Here is a 14,964-nt window from a genome sequence, read left to right on the forward strand (position 1 = left end):
CATGAATGACGCGCTGGCCCGCTTTGTCATCCTCTACCTGCAATTGGACAAGCATCAGTTGCACCGCTTGCCGGAGGTCTATGCCGATGAGGTGCTCTTCATCGATCCTGCGCACCGGATAGAGGGGCTGGCCGCGCTCACCCGCTACTTTTCCTCCCTTTATGAGCGCCTTGCCCAGTGCAGTTTCGAGATAACGAGTCAGCAGCAGTCGGGCAACGAAGCCTGGCTCGCCTGGGTCATGACCTTCTCCCACCCCAGGATTGCCGGTGGCCGGGCCGTCAGGGTCGAGGGGGCCACCCGGCTGACGTTCGACTCCTGGGGCAAGGTGTGCCTGCACCGGGACTACTTCGATCTCGGGGCCATGCTCTACGAGCAGTTGCCGCTGTTGGGGCCCGTGGTACGGGCCATCAAGGGGAGGCTGGGGACATGAGCGGCCGGGTGCTGATCACCGGGGCCACCTCGGGCATCGGCCGCCAGCTGGCGCTGGATTATCGGCGCGCCGGCTGGCAGGTGTGGGGTTGTGGCCGGGACGAGGTGCGCTTGCAGGCACTGGCCGATCTTGGGATCACCCCTTTGCGATTCGATGCGCGCGACAGCGCCGCCATGGCCGGGGTGGCCGCGAGCCTGCCCGCCCTCGACCTGCTCATTCTCAATGCGGGCAACTGTGAATACATGGATCCGGCAGAAGGCTTTGACGGCGCCCTGTTTGCCCGGGTCATCGAGACCAACCTCATCGCCACCGGCAACGCCCTGGCCGCCTTGTTGCCGCGACTGGGGGCGGGTGGACGGCTTGCCATCGTCAGCTCCTCGGTGAGCTGGCTGCCCCTGCCACGGGCGGAGGCCTATGGCGCCTCCAAGGCGGCCCTCGATTATCTGGCGGATACGTTGCGCCTGGATCTGGCCAGCAAGGGCATCGGGGTGACCCTGATCCGCCCGGGCTTCGTGCAGACGCCGCTCACCGACAAGAATGATTTTCCCATGCCCTGCCTAGTGACGGTGGAAGAGGCTTCCCGCGCCATCATGACGGGGCTTGCCGCCGGTCGCCACCAGATCCACTTTCCCCGTCGCTTCATCTGGCTGCTGCGCCTGCTCGGCGCACTGCCGACGGGGCTCTGGCTGCGCCTTGGCCGCACACTCGTTTCGAAAGGACGCCCTTCATGAAGAAAAAGATCGCCATCGTCGGCTCCGGTATCTCCGGTCTCACCGCCGGTTTTCTGCTCCACAAGCTGCATGACATTACCCTGTTCGAGGCGGCGCCGACCCTGGGAGGCCACACCGCCACCGTGGAGGTGGAACAGGCTGGGCGCCACTATGCCATCGACACCGGCTTCATCGTCTTCAATGACCGCACCTATCCCAACTTCCTCAAATTGCTGGAGCGCATCGGGGTGGGGCGCCAACCCGCCGAGATGAGCTTCTCGGTCAAGAGTCCCGAGGGGATGGAGTACAACGGCCACAACCTCGATACCCTGTTCGCCCGGCGCCGCAATCTGCTGAGCCCGCGCTTCTATCGCTTCGTCGCCGAGATACTGCGCTTCAACCGGGAGGCGCGGGCCTGGCTGGCCGCGCATCGCCAGCGGGAGCTGACCCCCGAGCTGACCCTGGGGGACTTCCTGCAGGCGGGGAAATTCAGCGACTACTTCGCCCGCCACTACATCCTGCCCATGGGGGCGGCCATCTGGTCCTCCACCCTGGCGGACATGCGTGCCTTCCCCTTGAGCTTCTTTCTGCGTTTTTTCGCCAACCACGGGCTGCTGGAGGTGGCGAACCGGCCCCAGTGGTATGTGATCCCGGGTGGCTCGCGAGAGTACATAGGGCCGCTCACGGCGGGCTGGCAGTCGCGCATCCGCCTCGCTACCCCGGTGGAGGCGGTGCGCCGGGTGGCGGATGGCGTCGTGGTCACCAGCCAGGGGCAGGAGGCCCATTTTGACGAGGTGATCTTCGCCTGCCACAGCGATCAGGCCCTGGCCCTGCTGGCGGATGCGAGCGACGGAGAGAGGGCCATCCTCGGGAACATGCCCTATCAGGCCAACGACGTCTGGCTGCACACCGACGCCTCCTGCCTGCCGATGCGCCGCAAGGCGTGGGCGAGCTGGAACTACCAGCTCGGTGAGGATGATGGGGCGCGCCCCCTGGTGAGCTACAACATGAACATCCTGCAGGGGGTGAGCTCCCCCGCGCCCTTCTGCGTCAGCCTCAATCCCCGTGGACGGGTGGACGAGAGCAAGGTATTACGCCGTTTCGTCTATCATCATCCGGTATTCAATCAGGGCTCCATCGCCGCCCAGCAGCGACGGGGCGAGATCTGTGGCCATCAGCATACCCACTTCTGCGGGGCCTATTGGTACAACGGTTTTCACGAGGACGGGGTGCGCAGCGCCCTGGACGTGGCCAGACGCTTCGGGGCCGAGCTATGAGCGGCGCCGCGGCCTTGACGCAGGGGGACGAGGGAATGGGGGAGGGGATCAGCGCCATCTGGCAAGGCTCGGTGCGCCATCGCCGCTTCGCGCCGCGTCCCCACGCCTTTTCCTACAGCCTCTTCATGCTGGGGCTGGATCTGGACGAACTGCCCGGGCTTGAGCAGGGGCGCTGGTTTGCCGTGGAGCGGGCCGGACTGCTCTCGTTTCGCCGCGAGGACTATCTGCGGGGCAGCGAAGGGCCCCTCAAGCAGGCGGTCTGGGACAAGGTGGCGGCTCTTGGGGGGGATGCGGAGCCCGGCGGGCGGGTGCTGCTTCTTGGCAACGTGCGCTGCCTCGGGTTTTATTTCAGCCCGGTCAATTTCTACTTCTGCGATCGGGCGGGGGAGACCCGCTACCTGCTGGCGGAGGTCTCCAATACCCCCTGGAACGAGCGCCACTACTACCTGCTGGATCTGGCGGCGCTCTCCCCCCATGACAAGGATTTTCATGTCTCCCCCTTCATGGGACTGGGGATGCGCTACCACTGGCGCATCCGGGCGCCGAAAGAGGAGGCGCTGATCCATATCGAGAGCCACCCCGTATCCGGTGAGAGCAAGCTGTTTGACGCCACCCTGGCCCTGCGCCGCGCGCCGCTGTCGCGCAAGGGGCTGGCGGCGCTGCTGGCTCGCTGGCCCTGGATGACCCTGAAGGTGCTGCTCGGGATCTACTGGCAGGCCCTGCGCCTTTTTATCAAACGCACCCCCGTCTTCACCCATCCGGAGAGCCGCCCGTGACGCTGACACACCCGTTTAACTCCGCTTCCTGGTGTTGTCAGCAGCCTATGGTGCGGGTTCATCCCAACCGAACGACCCCAATCTTGACCCATTCGGAGAGCCGCTAATGGAACTTGCTCAATCAACCCTCTCTGCCTCTTTCATCGACAAGGGGGCCAAGCAACTGCTGCTCAAATTGCTGGCGCGCCTTGAGCAGGGCCAGCTGGTGCTCCACGACGGCAGCGAGTGCCACCGTTTCGGCAAGGCGGGCAGCGACCTGCATGCCGAGCTGGTGGTGCAGGATCCGGCGTTTTATCGCCGCCTGCTGCTGGGGGGCAGCATCGCCGCAGGAGAGACCTGGGTGGAGGGTCTCTGGACCAGCCCGGAGCCGGTGGCACTGGTGCGCCTGCTGGCCCGCAATCTACCGCTGCTCGACGCCCTGGAACGGCGCCTCGGCTGGCTCAGCTTCCCGTTCAACAAGGTGCGCCACTGGTTCAATCGCAATACCCTGACCGGTTCGCGCGCCAACATCGCCGCCCACTATGACCTTGGCAACACCCTCTATCAGGGCTTTCTCGACGATCACATGCAGTATTCGAGCGCCATCTATCCCCACCCGGATGCCACCCTGGAGGAGGGGCAGCAGGCCAAGCTGCGCACCATCTGCGAGCGGCTTGAGCTTGGGCCGGACGACCATCTGCTGGAGATAGGCACCGGCTGGGGCGGTCTCGCCGTCTATGCGGCCCGTCACTACGGCTGCCGGGTCACCACCACTACCATCTCCCGGGCCCAGCACGACTATGCCAAGGCGTGGATCGAGCGGGAGGGGCTGGGAGATCGCATCACCTTGCTGCTGGAGGATTACCGCAAGCTGGAGGGACGCTATGACAAGCTGGTCTCCATCGAGATGATCGAGGCGGTGGGGCACGCCTTCCTGCCCGACTATTTCCGCCAGTTGTCACGCCTGCTCAAGCCCGGCGGACGCCTGCTGATCCAGGCCATCACCATCGCCGATCAGCGCCACGCCCAGTATCTGCGCGGGGTGGACTTCATCCAGCGCTACATCTTCCCGGGAGGCTGCCTGCCCTGCGTCTCCCAGATGGCGGGTCTGCTGGCGCGGGAGACCGACATGCAGCTGGTACGGCTGCACGATCACGGCCACCACTATGCCCGTACCCTGGCCCACTGGTGCGAACGCTTCCTGACGCTGGCCCCGGAGCTGCCCAAACTCGGTTACAGCCAGGATTTCATCCGGCTCTGGCACTTCTACTTCGCCTACTGTGAAGGGGGATTCTGGGAGCGGGCCATCAGCCTGGTGCAACTGGAGGCTGCCAAGCCGGGGCCCCATGGCTGGTCCGGGGACTTGCCGGCAAGCGGTCGCTGATCATGTGGCAGTGGGCCCACCTGCTGGGGTTCAACCTCTACTGGTTGCTGGCGGTGACATGGCAGCAACCGGGCCCGCTGCTCGGGATGCTGCTGCTCCATTTCATCTTCTCCCCCTGCCGTGGGCAGGACTGGCGCCTCATCCCGGTCGCCCTGGCAGGCTGCCTGCTCGACATCCTGCTCTGGCGCCTCGGCCTGTTTCACTTTCCGTCCGGTTTTCCGCTCTGGCTGTTGCTGCTCTGGTGCGGTTTCGCCCTGACCCTCTCCCACGGCCTTCGCTGGCTTCGCCCCTTGCCGCGCTGGCAACAGGGGCTGTTCGGCATGGTGGGGGGGGCCTTCTCCTATATGGCGGGGGCCGCCATGGGGGCAGTAAACTTACCCTGGGGCATCTGGACAAGCGCAGTGCTGCTGGCGGTGATCTGGATGTGGTGGTTACCCGTACTCCTGTGGGTAACGGTCAAGCTGGAGGGTGAGACGAGATGAACACCTTTTCGACCGACACCTTGTTGTTTTCCAAGTGGACCAGGGATGGCCAGTGCGAGCTGGCCGAGCGTTTCTACCTGGTGGTGGCCTGCCAGCGCGATGCCCAGGGGCATCTGGCGAGCGTGGTGATGCAGGATATCAACACCCTGCAGGAACAGGAGATGGACTGGCATGAACTGGAGGATCCCGCCCGTTGGCACATGGGGTGGAACTAGCCTGCTGCTGGCGGCCTTGAGCCTGCCACTGTTTGCGACCGCCCAGAGCGTTGCCGCCCCTTGGCAGGGGCTGCGCATCGTGGGACAGGGGGAGATGCGCTGGCTCTGGTTCAAGCTCTATGACGCCACCCTCTACAGCGAGAGCGGCCGCTATCAGCCGGGGCGCTACCCGCAGGCCCTCAGCATTACCTACGCGAGGGCCATCGAGCGCCAGGATTTGCTGGAGGCGACCGCCGCCGAGTGGCAGCGGCTCGGCCTTGGCAGCGAGAGTGAGCGCCAACGCTGGCTGGCTCGACTGGCCACGCTCTGGCCGGATGTCGCCCCCGGCGACAAGCTGGTTTTTTATGTGGACGAGCAGGGAGCGGGCCACTTCTGGTTGCGAGATCGCCTCCTTGGCTCTCTCGATGATCCCGCCTTCGCCCCCGCGTTTCTTGCCATCTGGCTGACTGACGACAGCCGGGATCCCGCCCTGACCCGCCGCCTGCGCGGCCAATACTGATGGAGTATTCCATGAAGTTCTCTTCCTGGTGGCGTCTTGCCTGGTTGCTGCCCCTGCTGTGGCTCTCTGGTTGCGGCGCGGGTCTTGACGATTATCGCGGCTCCCGGCCGGGCTGGGATCTCGCCCGTTTCTTCAATGGCAAGCTGGTGGCCCACGGCCTGGTGACGGACCGCAGCGGCGAAGTGACCAGTCGCTTTCGGGTTGAGATGCAGGGGCACTGGCGAGAGGACAGGGGGGAGCTGTTCGAGCAGTTCTACTTCGATGATGGCCGTCGGCAGACCCGCACCTGGTTTTTGAGCAAGGGGGCGGATGGCCACTGGCGCGGCACGGCTTCAGACGTGGTGGGGGAGGCGGTAGGCAAGACAGAGGGTTTCGCCCTCAACTGGCGTTATCAACTCGATCTGGCTCTGCCGGATGAGAGCGTGGTGAGGGTGAGCTTTGATGACTGGATGTATCTGCTGGATGACGATCGCCTGATCAACCGCGCGAAGATCAGCAAGTTCGGCATTCACCTCGGCGAGGTGATCCTCTACATCGAACGGCTTGAGCAATGAAAGCCGGTGCATTTTTTGCCGACGATAGCCATTGGCTATTGATCGGTAAGGCACGGACGATTGTCCTTTGAGTCTGCTTCTGGATAAGCTGACTCCGTTCCCGATAATGCTTACCACCTGGAGGTGAATCATGAAGAGCCCCATTGGTCTTGATACCGTTCAATCACAAGCCCTGGCCGCCGAGCTCAACAAGCTGCTGGCCAGCTACCAGATCCTCTACATGAACGTCCGTGGCTTCCACTGGAACATCCGCGGCAACCAGTTCTTCGAGCTGCACCTGAAATTCGAAGAGATCTACAACGACCTGCTGCTGAAAGTCGATGCCCTGGCCGAACGCATTCTGACCCTGGATGGGGTGCCCCTGCACAGTTTCAGCGACTACATCCAGGTGTCAGCCATCCCCGAGCAGAAGGGGCTGCATGACGGTCGTGCCTGCGTGGAATCCCTGCTGGCGAGCTTCCGCGAACTGCTGGTTGCCCAGCGCCGCATCCTGGGTCAGGCCGCCGATGCCGGTGATGAAGGGACTGCGTCCATCCTCTCCGACTATGTGCAGCAGCAGGAGAAACTGGTCTGGATGCTGCGCGCCTATCTGGCCTGATGAATCTGGGGCCGGCTGCCCATGCTCCGGCCCGTATCATTGCCCCTGTTGTTGCAAACCCGAGTTGTCTCTCCTTGATTTCCCACCCGCTTGCCGCCCGATTTGGGCGGCTTTTTTCTATTTGATCTGCATCAATGAAATGTTAATTGGTAAATTGAATGCCTATTAAGTTTTCCAGGAGGGGAATAGAATCGCCACAAAACAGATAACTGAAATGTCCAATTAGGAGAGACATGATGTTTTGTGTGCAATGTGAACAGACTATTCGTACCCCGGCAGGCAACGGCTGCGCCTATGCACAAGGCATGTGCGGCAAGACGGCTGAAACTTCTGATCTGCAGGATGTGCTGATCTATACCCTGCAAGGGCTCAGCGCCTGGGCCCTGGCGGCCCGCGAGCACGGCATCGTCGACAGCGAAATAGACGCTTTCGTGCCCAAGGCGTTCTTTGCCACCCTCACCAACGTCAACTTCGACTCCGCTCGCATCGTCGCCTACGTCAACCAGGCGCTGGCCTATCGCCAGCAACTGGCCGCCAAGCTGGCACCGCTGGCGGTGCAGGCCGACACACTGCCCGCCGCGGCCAGCTTCGAGCCGGGTGCCGATCTGCTGGCCCAGCTTGCCCAGGCGCCGCAGACCGCGGTCAACCGGGGCAAGAACGAGGTCAACGAAGACATCATGGGGCTGCGCCTGCTCTGCCTCTACGGCCTCAAGGGTGCCGCCGCCTACATGGAACACGCCCGGGTGCTGGATCAGCAGGATGCCGGGGTCGCCGCCGAATTCCATCGCATCATGAGCTGGCTCGGCACGGATCCCTGCGATCTGGATCCGCTGTTCAAGTGCGCCATGGATATTGGCCTGCTGAACTTCAAGATCATGGAGATGCTGGATCTCGGTGAAACCACCGCCTTCGGCCACCCCGAGCCGACCCAGGTACGCGTCACTCCGGTACCGGGCAAGTGCATTCTGGTCTCCGGTCACGACATGGTGGATCTCAAGCTCATCCTGGAGCAGACCAGGGGCACTGGCATCAACGTCTACACCCATGGCGAGATGCTGCCGGCCCTGGCCTACCCCTTCTTCAAGCAGTACCCGCACCTGGTGGGCAACTACGGCTCCGCCTGGCAGAACCAGCAGAAGGAGTTTGCCAATTTCCCGGGCGCCGTGGTGATGACCTCCAACTGCATCATCGACCCGAACGTGGGCAACTACTCGGATCGCATCTTCACCCGCTCCATCGTCGGCTGGCCCGGTGTGACCCACCTGGAAGGGGAAGATTTCTCCGCCGTTATCGCCAAGGCACAAGCGCTGGAAGGCTTCAAGCACGCTGAGCTCGAGCACTTCATCACCATCGGTTTTGCCCGCAACGCCCTGATGCAGGCCGCTCCAGCAGTGATCGACAAGGTCAAGGCTGGCGAAATCAGCCACTTCTTCCTGGTGGGGGGATGTGACGGTGACCGTGCCGAGCGCGCTTACTACACCGAGTTTGCCAAGGCGATCCCGCAGGACAGCCTGCTGCTGACCCTGGGCTGCGGCAAGTACAAGTTCAACAAGCTCGATTTCGGCGATATCGGCGGCATTCCGCGCCTGCTGGACGTGGGTCAGTGCAATGATGCCTACTCCGCCATCCAGCTGGCGCTGGCGCTCGCCGACGCGTTCGAGTGCGGCGTCAACGATCTGCCCCTGACCCTGGTGCTCTCCTGGTTCGAGCAAAAAGCCATCGTCATTTTGCTCACCCTGCTGGCGCTCGGTGTGAAGGACATCCGCACCGGCCCGACCGCCCCGGCCTTCCTCACCCCTGCCCTGCTCAAGGTGCTGGAGGAGCAGTTCGGCCTGAAAGGAACCACCACGGCAGACGCGGATCTCGCCGAGATCCTGGCGGCCTGAGCAAAGATACAGCCTTACACGCTCAGCATGTTGTAAGCCTTTGGCGAGCCTGATGGCTCGCCTTTTTTCAACGCTATTTCCGAGCAAGAGGAGCCTTGCGATGACCTCCACCTCTTTGAGCCTGCGCTGTATAGCCCGCCGGGCAGAGACCCACGACGTGGCGAGCTGGCAATTTGAACCCCTGGCTGGCGACCTGCCCTCCGTGCTGGCCGGCCAGTGCGTCACCCTGCACACGATGATTGACGGCAAGCCTCACTGCCGCGCCTACACCCTCTCCTCCAGCCCGCAGGATCCTTTCTGGCAGGTCACCATCAAGGATGTGGGGCTGGTCTCTCACCATCTGCACCAGAGCCTGCAAGTGGGGGACGAGATCCGGGTAGACGGCCCCTTCGGCGATTTCCACCTGACCGCGTTCCCCTGCGAGCGGCCGCTGCTGCTCAGCGCCGGCTCCGGCATCACCCCCATGTGGGCCATGCTGCGGGACGAGCTCGCCAAGCGACCGGACGCCGATATCCGCTTTATTCACAGCGCCAGAACCCCCGGGGATGTGATCTTCGCGAGGGAACTGGCTTCACTGGCCGAGGCTCATGCCGGTGTGCGCCATGCTTTAGTGCTGGAGAAAGTAGGGGAAGAGGCGCCAACGGCTCATCCCTGGGTTGGCCGGCTCACACCGGGGATGCTCAAGGAATTGGCGCCGGATCTCTTGAGCCGCCATGTCTATCTGTGCGGGCCAGCCCCCTATATGGCGGTGGTGAGCGAGATGCTGGCCGGGCTCGGGCTGCCCCCCGAGCAGTTGCACCAGGAGTCGTTCGGCCTGCCTGCTGGAGCATCGAGTGCGGCGCCAGTTGCGGCCGGCAGCGACCACTTCTGGCTGACCCTCAAAAAGAGCGGCAAGAAGGTGAAGATCCTGCCTGGCCAGACCCTGCTGGCGGCACTGGAGGGGGCGGGGGAGACCATGATGGCCGCTTGCCGCGCCGGGGTGTGCGGCGCCTGTCGCTGCACCACGGAAGGCGAAATCGAGCGCCAGAGCGTGATGACCTTGAGCGCGCAGGACCTCGAGAACGGGGTGGCGCTGGCCTGTTCCTGCACCGCCAGAGGGGATGTGAGTCTGGAGTACTGACGGGCGTCATTGGTATCCCGAGCTTTTCCCAGGCGGGTCGTGCGGGTAGACTCAACCCCAGTTTCAGCAAAGTACGGGATAAAAAATGACAATTCTGGTGACGGGGGGAGCCGGTTACATCGGTTCCCACACCCTGGTCGAGCTGCTTGGTACCGGGCAGCAGGTCGTAGTACTGGACAACCTCTCCAACGCTTCCCCCGAATCGCTCAAACGGGTCGAGCGGATCACCGGCAAGCCGGTCACCTTCGTGGAAGGGGACATTCTGGACAGAGCCTGCCTGCAGCGGCTGTTTGCCGAGCACAGGATAGCATCCGTGATCCACTTCGCCGGCCTCAAGGCGGTGGGGGAATCCGGCCAGATCCCGCTCACCTACTATCAGAACAACGTGACCGGCACCCTGGTGCTGTGCGAAGAGATGGCCAGGGCCGGCGTGTTCCGGCTGGTGTTCAGCTCCTCGGCCACCGTTTATGGGGATCCGGCCTCGGTACCCCTGCGGGAAGATTTCCCCACCAGCGCCACCAACCCATATGGCCGCTCCAAGCTGATGGTCGAAGAGATCCTGCGTGACCTCTCCAAATCCGATCCTCGCTGGGCCATCGTGCTGCTGCGCTACTTCAACCCGGTGGGGGCTCACGAGAGCGGCCTCATCGGTGAAGATCCCAACGGCATCCCCAACAACCTGCTGCCTTACATCAGTCAGGTCGGCGTGGGCAAGCTCAAGGAGCTGGGGGTCTTTGGCAACGACTACCCGACGCCGGACGGTACCGGGGTGCGCGACTATATCCACGTGGTGGATCTCGCCATCGGTCACCTCAAAGCGTTGGCCCGCATCAAGAGTGATACCGGCGTCTTCACCTATAACCTCGGCACCGGTCAGGGCTATTCCGTGCTGGAGATGGTCAAGGCGTTCGAGGCAGCCAGTGGCCGTGCAATTCCCTACCAGATCAAGCCCCGTCGCCCCGGCGACATTGCCGAGTGCTGGGCTGAACCGGCCCTGGCCCGTGACGAGCTGGGCTGGCAGGCTGAGCGGGGTCTGGAGCAGATGATGGTGGATACCTGGCGCTGGCAAAGCCAGAACCCGAACGGTTATGGCCCTGCTGCGAAGCCGTGATCAAGGGTCATGGGCTGCTCAGGAACCTCATTTATTCATATAAACTCGGGTCCCTGTACTGCTCTTCGCCTTGCTGACAGCTTCTCGCGACGGCCCATCAGGCCTGATGGTTTGCAGCCTGAATAGCAAAACGCCCCGGCATGCCGGGGCGTTTTTTCATGAACAACGCGCGGGTTACTGAATGCTCTTGCCGGCGCGGACATCCTTGATGATGGCCTTGAGGCTGGCCAGATCCCGCGGTGCGCCGCGCAGGATCTGATCGCCGATGATGAAGGCCGGGGTGCCGGAAATGGCCATGGCTTCGGCCAGCGCCCGGTTGGTACCCAGATTCTGATCGATGCTGCCGTCCTTGATCTTCGCCTCTACCTTGCTCCAGTCCACGCCGGCGGCCCTGGCGACGTCTTTCACCTGGGCTTCGTCGGAGAGGGGCCCCTGATGGGCGTACAGCTTGTCGTGGAAGGTCTGGTATTTGTCGGGCTGGCCGAGCTTCACCGCCAGCGCCGCGCGGGCGGCGTAGTAGGAGGTTTCGCTCAGGATGGGGAACTGCTTGTAGATGTAGCGGATCTCCTTGTCCTCAGAGAGCAGTTGCTGAATGAGGGGATGAGCGCGCTTGCAGTAGCCGCAGTTGTAGTCGAAGAACTCCACCACCGTCAGGCTGCCCTTGGGATTGCCGCTCTCGGGATCCTGGTTGGCGAAGAGCTGCTTGGCATGGGCTTCTATCAGCGTCTTGTCGTTCTCGGCCTGCTGGCTCTCCTGCTTGGCACGCAGGGCGTTGGACATCTCGACCAGGATCTCCGGATTCTTGACCAGATAGTCGCGCACGATCTGCTCGACATCGCTCTTGGTCAGCTCGCTCGCCTGCACGGGCGCCGCAAGCAGGGTCGCGCCGGTCAGGGCGGCGAACAGGGCATGTTTGATTCTCATAAGTCCATCTTGCTGGGGATGTGGTAGTGGCCCCTATAGTGGGTGAGTCTGTTTTCAAGTCAAGCCATCCGCTTGAAAAAGCACGGTTTGCAGCGGTTTTGCCGGTTTTGTGCGCCAGATAGCCCAATAAATGGGCAAACAAACGGAGTGGGGATTTACAAGGGCTGGAGGCATGGGTAATATGCGTCGCACTGCTGCGGAGGGGTGGCAGAGCGGCTGAATGCACCGGTCTTGAAAACCGGCGATGGGCGACCATCCGTGGGTTCAAATCCCACCTCCTCCGCCATCCATATAGCCCAACTGATTTATTCAGTTGGGCTTTTTTGTGTCTTCGGTTTTGGGTATGCCACCGTGTGCCCGGATTTAGTTGACCATCGCGATCACTCCCAGGGCGTCACATTGGCGTACTTGTATTTGGCGTAGACGGGCTGGCCGTTGTAGGAGCTGGGCGGGAAGCTCGGGTTGGCGCTGATCCAGTTATTCACAAACGTCTGCATCCAGCTGGTGACGGGGCGGCTCTCGCGGCGCACGCTCACCCATTTGTTCTGGGTGCGGCTGAAGACCTGCCAGGTGACTCCCGCCTCGTCGATGTTGAAGGCGTAGCGCTCCATGTTCCAGATGGAGATACCGTACTTGCCCAGGTCGATGTCCTGGGGATACTGACGCCCCTGGATCCAGACGTTGGTATGGAGCAGGTTGGTGCCCCCCATCAGCTCGATGTCGACTTCATAGTGAGAGCTGGTGCCTGCATCTCCGGTATAGGTAAAGAAGGAGCTGATGGTGCCGGGCACCGATCCTGCCTGCATCTGCACCTCATAACGACCCTTGCGGGTGTAGTTGTAGGTTCGCAGCTCAGCGCAGCTCTTGTTTCCTTTGTCGGATTTCGCATGGAGGATGGCCGTGCCGGACTCCATCCAGACGTTGGCGGCGCGCCAGGTGCAGTCAAATTCTGACCCGCCATTGCGCCAACCATCAGAGACCTGCCAATCCTGATTGCTCCACCACCATGCCGATGCCTGAGTGGAATATAATCCTCCCGCCATCAGCAATACTGACATCAGTCCAAGTTTACGCATATTATCCACATTCCTGTGTGTTTATTAATGAGTGTTTTATTGATGACTACAAGCAGCATCAGAATAGCCATAAACAGATGTTGAAACTTATACTGGTATCGCGTCATGACAGTTTCATATTTTTGAAATTGCCTGAAAAAGGTATGAAAGACATGACGGCTGGCTGGTATAACCAGAATAAAAAAGCCACCGTATATAACGGTGGCAAAAGCACGGACTCCCGATCCGATGAGTTAAAATCAGCTGGCTTGGCGGCGATAGATCTCGACCAGTTCGGTGGCCAGTTCGCGGCACAGAATGGAGGTCATCAGGTGATCCTGGGCATGTACCATGACCAGTGTCATCTTGGTCTTGCCTTCGCCCTCATCGGCTTCAATCAGTTTGGTTTGTACGGCATGGGCAGCCTTCCCCGCGTCGGTGGCCTGGAGCAGCAAGGCATCCGCTTCGCTGAACTGGCCAGCACGAGCCTGACGCAGGGCTTCGAAACAGAGACTGCGAGATTGGCCGGCATTGACGATGATGCCCATGACTGCTTCTTCAAGATCCATCATTTATGACTCCTTAAAATCCATTATTACGAGAGACGCTGGCGAACCATTCACCACTTTTCTTGACGGTGCGCTGCTGGCTTTCCAAATCAAGGCTGATGAATCCATAACGGTTCTTGTAGGCATTCATCCAGGACCAGTTGTCAATAAAGGTCCACAGGTGATAACCACGGCAATTACTTCCTTCGGCAATGGCGGTATGAATCCACTGGAGGTGGCCGCGAATGAAGTCGATACGATAATCGTCTTTTACTTGACCATCTTCACCAATAAATCTGTGCTCCCCTTCGACACCCATACCGTTTTCGGAGATATAGCTTGGGATATTTCCATAGTTGTCGCGCAGGTTGATCAATATGTCATAAATACCGCGCTCATATATTTCCCAACCGCGATAAGGGTTCATTTTGCGGCCTGGCATCTCGTAATTCTCGAAGAACCAGTCAGGCAGGAAAGGGGAGTCCGGGTTGATGGCCGTCATGCGTGCCTTCACTCGCCGCGGCTGGTAGTAGTTGATGCCGAGCAGATCGATCTTGCCGGCGGCCAGCAGTTCGCAGTCGCCGCTTTGCACCACGGGCATCTGATCGTGCTCGCGCAGGATATCGATCAGCTCCTGGGGATAAACCCCCTTTACCGCAGGATCGAGGAAGGCGCGGTTGAAGAACAGGTCGGCAATGAACGAGGCCTTCAAGTCTGCCGGGTTTGAAGAGCGCGGATAGGAGGGGGTCAGGTTCAGGACGATGCCGATCTGGCCGGGCAGGGAGAGTGTGCGATAACGCTTCACCGCCAGACTGTGGGCCAGCATCATGTGATAGGCCACCTGGGCTGCCCGTTTGAAGTCCATTTGGTTCGGGTAATGGAAGTCATACAGATACCCTCCTTCCACTACCACAACGGGCTCATTGAAGGTCATCCAGCAGGCGACGCGATCACCGAACAGTTTGAAGCAGAGCGCTGCGTACTCGGCATAGGCCGCCACGGTTTCGCGGCTCTCCCAGCCCCCCTGCTCCTGCCAGTACATCGGCATGTCGAAGTGGAACAGGCCGATGAAGGGTTTGATCCCCTTGGCCAGCAGCTCATCGATAACCTTGTTGTAGAAGTCGACGGCCTCCTGATTGACGGTGTGACCATCCGGCAGCAACCGGGCCCAGGAGATGGATGTGCGGAAGCTGTTGTGGCCAATCTGTTCCATCAATGCGATGTCTTCACGATAACGATCGTAGAAGGTGGAGGTGTTGGCCGGGCCAACCTGACCGTGGAAACGGTGTGGCTCCGTCTCGAACCAGTGATCCCAGATAGTCGGTGCCTTGCCGCCCACATTGGCAGCCCCTTCCGATTGTGCGGCCGACGAGGCGCTACCCCACCAGAAGCCTTCGGGGAATGTATATTGCATTG

17 protein-coding genes and 1 tRNA gene are annotated in these 14,964 nt (G+C 61.5%); 14 read left to right on the forward strand and 4 right to left on the reverse strand.

The genetic code is table 11. From position 1 onward, the window contains the following. The first annotated feature begins 1 nt into the window (after window position 1). The 13 genes from AB5Y93_RS08900 (at window position 2) to galE (ending at window position 11,021) form a co-directional block, all read left to right on the forward strand. Window positions 2-430: a nuclear transport factor 2 family protein gene (locus AB5Y93_RS08900; protein ID WP_010673320.1), complete on the forward strand. Its 429-nt coding sequence runs from the start codon at window positions 2-4 to the stop codon at window positions 428-430. Next, complete coding sequence (locus AB5Y93_RS08905) at window positions 427-1,161, forward strand: SDR family NAD(P)-dependent oxidoreductase (RefSeq protein WP_010673321.1); 735 nt, start codon at window positions 427-429, stop codon at window positions 1,159-1,161. The genes AB5Y93_RS08900 and AB5Y93_RS08905 overlap by 4 nt, the downstream gene beginning before the upstream one ends. Then, window positions 1,158-2,417, forward strand: a complete 1,260-nt coding sequence (locus tag AB5Y93_RS08910) for an NAD(P)/FAD-dependent oxidoreductase (protein ID WP_049637022.1) — start codon at window positions 1,158-1,160, stop codon at window positions 2,415-2,417. The genes AB5Y93_RS08905 and AB5Y93_RS08910 overlap by 4 nt, the downstream gene beginning before the upstream one ends. Then, window positions 2,414-3,193 (forward strand): DUF1365 domain-containing protein, encoded by a 780-nt coding sequence (locus AB5Y93_RS08915; protein ID WP_203764401.1) that lies wholly within the window; start codon window positions 2,414-2,416, stop codon window positions 3,191-3,193. The genes AB5Y93_RS08910 and AB5Y93_RS08915 overlap by 4 nt, the downstream gene beginning before the upstream one ends. Before the next feature lie 106 nt (window positions 3,194-3,299). Beyond that, window positions 3,300-4,556: a cyclopropane-fatty-acyl-phospholipid synthase family protein gene (locus tag AB5Y93_RS08920; RefSeq protein WP_045523635.1), complete on the forward strand. Its 1,257-nt coding sequence runs from the start codon at window positions 3,300-3,302 to the stop codon at window positions 4,554-4,556. Between the two features lie 2 nt (window positions 4,557-4,558). Then, window positions 4,559-5,038, forward strand: a complete 480-nt coding sequence (locus AB5Y93_RS08925) for a DUF2878 domain-containing protein (protein WP_368229199.1) — start codon at window positions 4,559-4,561, stop codon at window positions 5,036-5,038. After that, window positions 5,035-5,253: a TIGR02450 family Trp-rich protein gene (locus AB5Y93_RS08930; protein ID WP_010673326.1), complete on the forward strand. Its 219-nt coding sequence runs from the start codon at window positions 5,035-5,037 to the stop codon at window positions 5,251-5,253. Before AB5Y93_RS08925 ends, AB5Y93_RS08930 begins: the two co-directional genes overlap by 4 nt. Further along, a complete protein-coding gene (locus AB5Y93_RS08935; RefSeq protein ID WP_368229200.1) occupies window positions 5,210-5,752 on the forward strand; it encodes a chalcone isomerase family protein in 543 nt (180 codons plus the stop codon). The genes AB5Y93_RS08930 and AB5Y93_RS08935 overlap by 44 nt, the downstream gene beginning before the upstream one ends. An 11-nt stretch (window positions 5,753-5,763) precedes the next feature. Next, a complete protein-coding gene (locus tag AB5Y93_RS08940) occupies window positions 5,764-6,306 on the forward strand; it encodes a DUF3833 domain-containing protein (protein ID WP_319862045.1) in 543 nt (180 codons plus the stop codon). A gap of 130 nt (window positions 6,307-6,436) precedes the next feature. Continuing rightward, the gene (locus AB5Y93_RS08945; protein WP_010673329.1) at window positions 6,437-6,904 is read left to right on the forward strand and encodes a Dps family protein; all 468 of its coding nucleotides are present in this window, start codon (window positions 6,437-6,439) and stop codon (window positions 6,902-6,904) included. A gap of 236 nt (window positions 6,905-7,140) precedes the next feature. Further along, on the forward strand, window positions 7,141-8,790 hold the full coding sequence (gene hcp, locus AB5Y93_RS08950; protein WP_113978850.1) for a hydroxylamine reductase: 1,650 nt from the start codon (window positions 7,141-7,143) through the stop codon (window positions 8,788-8,790). A gap of 100 nt (window positions 8,791-8,890) precedes the next feature. After that, entirely contained in the window at window positions 8,891-9,910 is a 1,020-nt protein-coding gene (locus tag AB5Y93_RS08955; protein ID WP_368229201.1) for an FAD-binding oxidoreductase, read from the forward strand. An 85-nt stretch (window positions 9,911-9,995) separates the two neighbouring features. Further along, entirely contained in the window at window positions 9,996-11,021 is a 1,026-nt protein-coding gene (galE, locus tag AB5Y93_RS08960; protein WP_042017704.1) for a UDP-glucose 4-epimerase GalE, read from the forward strand. A gap of 174 nt (window positions 11,022-11,195) precedes the next feature. Here galE and AB5Y93_RS08965 read toward each other — a convergent pair whose 3' ends face one another. Further along, window positions 11,196-11,945 (reverse strand): DsbA family protein, encoded by a 750-nt coding sequence (locus AB5Y93_RS08965; protein ID WP_104451745.1) that lies wholly within the window; start codon window positions 11,943-11,945, stop codon window positions 11,196-11,198. Between the two features lie 198 nt (window positions 11,946-12,143). Here AB5Y93_RS08965 and AB5Y93_RS08970 point away from each other — a divergent pair. Beyond that, window positions 12,144-12,231 (forward strand) — tRNA-Ser (locus AB5Y93_RS08970). A 94-nt stretch (window positions 12,232-12,325) separates the two neighbouring features. Here the strand turns inward: AB5Y93_RS08970 and AB5Y93_RS08975 are convergent. The 3 genes from AB5Y93_RS08975 to AB5Y93_RS08985 form a co-directional block, all read right to left on the reverse strand. Next, window positions 12,326-13,021, reverse strand: coding sequence for a family 16 glycosylhydrolase (locus tag AB5Y93_RS08975; RefSeq protein WP_080560416.1), 696 nt, complete (start codon window positions 13,019-13,021; stop codon window positions 12,326-12,328). A gap of 239 nt (window positions 13,022-13,260) precedes the next feature. Beyond that, on the reverse strand, window positions 13,261-13,572 hold the full coding sequence (locus AB5Y93_RS08980) for a PTS lactose/cellobiose transporter subunit IIA (RefSeq protein ID WP_010673336.1): 312 nt from the start codon (window positions 13,570-13,572) through the stop codon (window positions 13,261-13,263). A gap of 10 nt (window positions 13,573-13,582) precedes the next feature. Further along, window positions 13,583-14,962, reverse strand: a complete 1,380-nt coding sequence (locus tag AB5Y93_RS08985) for a glycoside hydrolase family 1 protein (protein WP_214005495.1) — start codon at window positions 14,960-14,962, stop codon at window positions 13,583-13,585. Between the last annotated feature and the right edge of the window lie 2 nt (window positions 14,963-14,964).

The organism is Aeromonas sp. R10-1, from assembly GCF_040908465.1.
In the GTDB taxonomy this organism is placed as follows: Bacteria; Pseudomonadota; Gammaproteobacteria; order Enterobacterales; family Aeromonadaceae; genus Aeromonas; species Aeromonas caviae.